Here is a 4,056-nt window from a genome sequence, read left to right on the forward strand (position 1 = left end):
CCCCTTGCGGAGGGTGTGGATTGACCTGAGAAAGGTGGAGGCAGGGGAATTGGGAGCGCTGCCCGTCATCCGCTCCTGCGCCATATTTGTCCTTGGAAGAGCGACCAGACGGAATGTCTGCGCCACCAAGGCATCCAAAAAGCGGGCAGCTGTCGGGTCGTTTACGCGCGTGGAAGTCGATTTACCTCGGAATCGCCACCTTTCCGGGCTGCGGCAGGTTGATCGTCTCGCCCGGGCGCAAGCGGCGCGGATCCAAATGTGGATTCGCCGCTACAATGTCACGCCACCGACCGGCGTCGTGATAGGCTTTCCTTGCAATGCCCCCGAGCGTGTCGCCAGCCACGACCGTATATACGCCCTCGCCCCTTGCCTGCTCTCCAGGGTGCTTAGCAGGCGCCTCAGGCGTGTTCATGGGGGTCTTCATGTAAGGAGCCGACGCCGGCGCAGCTTCGCGAGTGGCCGCGCTTTTGGTTTCGATCGTCTGCCGTGCACCGGTATCTGGATGCCGCCGCACTGATCATTCGTAGAGAATCGGGTGTTCTTGTCCTGACTTTCTGCATTCTCATTCATACGTTCGGGCTCGACATCGTTGCCAGCCTGATCCAGCCCGAGGAAGCGAAGAAGAGGAGGAGGAAGGATTTAGGGCCTGTCATCAATTGAGCCAGACGATAGCTGCGGAGAGGTGGATCGCGGCGAGAAAATTTCGAGCGGTTTTGTCGTAGCGCGTGGCGATGGCCCGAAATTGCTTGAGCTTGCAAAAGAAATTTTCGATCAGGCTGCGTGCTTTATAGAGGTCTTTGTCGTAAGGGCGCGGCTCTTTGCGGTTGGCCTTTGTGGGAATGACCGGTTCTGTTTTGGCGTGGCGCAAGGGTTCGATCACCCGCTCATCGGCGTCGTAGGCCTTGTCGGCAAGCAGCGCGTCGGCCTCAAGCCCCGGCAAAAGCGCGTCGGCGCCCACGAGATTATGCGCCTGTCCGGGCGTGAGATGGAACCCGGTCGGATTGCCCAGCGCGTCTACCGTAGCGTGGATTTTCGTGCTCAATCCGCCTTTGCTGCGGCCAATCGCTTGCTTTTCGCCGTCTTTTTTTGCGCGCCGGCGCTGTGCTGATGCGCGCGCACGATCGTTGCGTCGATCATGGCATATTCATTGTCGGCATCTTGCGCCAAATGCTCTTGCGATACCGGTACAGCACCGCCTCGACAAAAAGCCGATTGTCCTTGGCAGTCACGCCGACGGTTCCTTCGCGCCCGGGAAGCAAATTCCTGATGCGCTCCCATTGATCATCGCGCAGAGAATGACGACGCGCCATCGGTCGGCCCCTCCGATTCGGCCGACCGCCTATGAATCACGCAAAACCAATCTTGGGAATCTGGAGGGTTATGTGAGGATCAAGTGCCCAATTGATGACAGGCCCTAGTATTTTTTTCGATTCTTATCACGGCGTTCGTCGCCTTGACGACGGCGCTGCTTCAATCCTTCGAGGCGTTCATGCGGGCGCTTCTCTGCCTGTTTCACCACGCGACGCCAGACCTTCCCTCGGCGTTTCTTTATTCCATGGGTGCATTCACAACTTATGGAAAGTCCGGGTGTCGCTCGGGGAAGAATTGAGGCTTCTGGGTCAGTTTGAGGCGATGAACGGCATCATCACCACGAAACGCTCCTGCCAGCGCCAGATGCAGGTCTTCGACTTGCCTGTCCGGCGCTTGATCTCATTCGTGCCGACGCCGGCGGCGGACAGCAAGACGATCTCGGCTCGCCATGCGTGCTTTTGCGCAGCGTTGCGGTCTTTGACGATGGCCTGGAGCCGCCTACGATCAGCGGCCGAAGCTTTGATGGAAATTCCCGTGCGCATGCGCCAGACTCGAATGCGAAACAGAAACCGGGAATCCAAAAACGGGACTCAAACGTCAGATTTTATCCACTAGTATCGTAGTTACTCGATTCGCTTGACGAGGACTCTTATCGTACGCCAAGCTGCCACTCCGCCGCATGAACGCCACTCCACCAATCCACAGGGCGACGGAGGAGGCCTTGGGCCGTCGAATCACGATGGCCTATGAACCAAGAGGAATGGCGTGGCGGCAATCCTCAACGGCCCGACCCCGCGGGGAGAAACGTGTCAGAACGCATTTGCTTGAGGCTAGCGCCCTTCATATAGAAATCCCGTTTCAGACGACCCACCAATTTTTCGCCCCCACAAAGGAAGAACGCCGTCTGGGGGAGTGCGTTCTCATGGTCCAGAGCCGCCGCCGCCACGTCGCCGCCGTGAGGTCCAGTGTCGCTGAGGACGCGCGGGATATAGTGGAGGTTGGCGTGCCTCTTCGTCAGCGCCTGCAGATGATCGTGCAGATACAGTCCTTCGCGCTCTCGCGCCCCGTGATAGAGCCGGATTGGACCACGATGTCCGCGCCTCAGAGCGTCTCGCAGGACGCCGATCAGAGGCGCTAGGCCAGTGCCCGAGCCGATCAGCGCCATCGGCTGATCGGGATCAACGCCTTCATAAATGCACGTTCCGAGAGGACCGGCGATATGAAGCCGACGGCCATGCGCAAGCTCGTCGGAGATAAATCTGCTCATTCTCCCTCCCGGATGAAGACGGATATGGAGCTCGACGAAGGGATCGTCCTCCGGCAGACTCGCGATTGAGTAGTGCCGCCTAAGTCCGTCGTCGGTGATGAGCTCCAGGAATTGACCGGGACGATAGGTAAAGTCCGAGTCATGTTCCAGCCGCAGCCGCACCACGTCGCCAGAAAGGCGTTCCATCGAGTGTACGACAACTTCCGATCGGATCGCGGTTTCCTGCGCGGGGACGATGGTCAGAGGCCTATCGGGCACGCAGACGCAGGCCAAAAAATAACCCAGCGATTTTTGCGCATCGCTAAGACCTTCCTGCGCGGCGGCTGGCGGATTGCCTTCGACCGCGCGATGCATGCAACTCTGGCAGACCCCGGACCGGCAGGAGTGAGGCGCGTCAATTTCGGCGCGTAGCAGCGCGGAAAGGACGTCCTCCCCCGGCTCGATCTCGATGGCTGCTTCTCGATAAGTCAGCAGCGTCATTCGCTCGGCCTCAGTGATTCAGCACGTCGCTTCGAACGGAATTGGCCAACGCCGCAACTTCCAATACTTCCTTTTCAGCAACGCCGAGCTGCCGCAGAGTTCTCGACAGGTCTTCGATCACAGCGTCGACATGTGAATCGTTCAACCCCTTAGCGACGAGCTTCTCATGCGCTTTGCGCATGTCTTTGCCCGTATACTTATTGGGGCCGCCAAACGCCATGGTCAAAAACGATTTTTGCTTTGCGAGCTGGTCTTCCATATTCACGCCTTCGAAGAAGCGCGCGATGCGCCCATCCGCGAGGACGGTGCGATAAAAAAGATCGACTGCGGCGTCCACCGCCTTTTCGCCACCGAGACGCTCGTAAAGACTAGACATGCGTATTCCTCCCTCAGGCCAGCCGCTCTTCGACGGCTGCTCGTTTTCTTCGAACATCCCTTTAGAGGGGTGTCAGGGAGGATTCTTACTTGGAGTCATCGGATTTTTTTCCGCCCGAACGACTTCGAGGAGGCCGAGGTAAACCTCTTCGCATTCGGGGCACTGATGCATATGATGGCGCACGTCCGGCAGGCGGGCCGCGGCGTCTTCGCCTGTAGCCTCCAGCTCGGCATAGCGCGGCAATCGCTCGAAATAATCGCTGCACGACAGCTCCTCGCCAGCTTTCGCGGCGAAGATGGTGTCGATCAGGCGTCCGAACTCGGTCCGTTTCATGCTGGATTCTCGTCGCTAATCATTAGACGCGGTGAAACAAAGATTTCTTACCGTCTTCAAAATAGGGTCGCTCGGGTCGAGGCGCATCAAAAATGGCGATGAGTTCGCGATGTGTGACGCCCCTTGAGAGGAGGGCCGCCTGGAGCCGTGGCCTTGCCCGCGTTCGGCGTCTCCCATAGCCGAGCAATTATGCGACGAGCCTTTCTCTTTCAACAAGTCGCATTTTCTCGAATTCCATCGGACTGAGATATCCGAGAGTCGAATGAAGCCGCCGGCAGTTGTAGAACCG

The 4,056-nt window shown here is 58.5% G+C and carries 6 protein-coding genes and 2 pseudogenes; 1 reads left to right on the plus strand and 7 read right to left on the minus strand.

Annotated elements, in window-relative coordinates:
• Positions 1-181: 181 nt before the first annotated feature.
• On the minus strand, positions 182-412 hold the full coding sequence (locus ACR652_RS18135; RefSeq protein WP_434507883.1) for a LysM peptidoglycan-binding domain-containing protein: 231 nt from the start codon (positions 410-412) through the stop codon (positions 182-184).
• Positions 413-486: 74 nt separating this feature from the next.
• Between ACR652_RS18135 and ACR652_RS18140 the strand changes: the two genes are divergently transcribed.
• Positions 487-660, plus strand: coding sequence for a hypothetical protein (locus tag ACR652_RS18140; protein WP_434507884.1), 174 nt, complete (start codon positions 487-489; stop codon positions 658-660).
• Here the strand turns inward: ACR652_RS18140 and ACR652_RS18145 are convergent.
• From ACR652_RS18145 to ACR652_RS18170, 6 genes and pseudogenes are all read right to left on the minus strand, one after another.
• Positions 653-1,310: pseudogene (locus tag ACR652_RS18145) on the minus strand (IS5 family transposase). The gene ACR652_RS18140 and the pseudogene ACR652_RS18145 overlap by 8 nt on opposite strands.
• 342 nt (positions 1,311-1,652) lie before the next feature.
• A pseudogene (locus ACR652_RS18150) lies at positions 1,653-1,853 on the minus strand (helix-turn-helix domain-containing protein); the annotation flags it as partial.
• A 236-nt stretch (positions 1,854-2,089) separates the two neighbouring features.
• Positions 2,090-3,058, minus strand: a complete 969-nt coding sequence (locus ACR652_RS18155) for an FAD-binding oxidoreductase (protein ID WP_434507885.1) — start codon at positions 3,056-3,058, stop codon at positions 2,090-2,092.
• A 10-nt stretch (positions 3,059-3,068) separates the two neighbouring features.
• A complete protein-coding gene (locus ACR652_RS18160; protein WP_434507886.1) occupies positions 3,069-3,491 on the minus strand; it encodes a group I truncated hemoglobin in 423 nt (140 codons plus the stop codon).
• A 15-nt stretch (positions 3,492-3,506) separates the two neighbouring features.
• Positions 3,507-3,767: a hypothetical protein gene (locus tag ACR652_RS18165; protein WP_434507887.1), complete on the minus strand. Its 261-nt coding sequence runs from the start codon at positions 3,765-3,767 to the stop codon at positions 3,507-3,509.
• 187 nt (positions 3,768-3,954) lie between these two features.
• Positions 3,955-4,056 (minus strand): IS3 family transposase (locus ACR652_RS18170; RefSeq protein WP_434507882.1); only part of this gene is annotated, 102 nt, incomplete at its 5' end.

This window comes from Methylocystis sp. (assembly GCF_051061225.1).
Lineage (GTDB): Bacteria > Pseudomonadota > Alphaproteobacteria > Rhizobiales > Beijerinckiaceae > Methylocystis.

Excerpts from the sequence above, each read along its gene's own strand:
- ACR652_RS18135 (WP_434507883.1), bottom strand. The coding sequence starts at position 412 with ATGAACACGCCTGAGGCGCCTGCTAAGCACCCTGGAGAGCAGGCAAGG.
- ACR652_RS18155 (WP_434507885.1), bottom strand. The coding sequence starts at position 3,058 with ATGACGCTGCTGACTTATCGAGAAGCAGCCATCGAGATCGAGCCGGGG.
- ACR652_RS18160 (WP_434507886.1), bottom strand. The coding sequence starts at position 3,491 with ATGTTCGAAGAAAACGAGCAGCCGTCGAAGAGCGGCTGGCCTGAGGGA.
- ACR652_RS18165 (WP_434507887.1), bottom strand. The coding sequence starts at position 3,767 with ATGAAACGGACCGAGTTCGGACGCCTGATCGACACCATCTTCGCCGCG.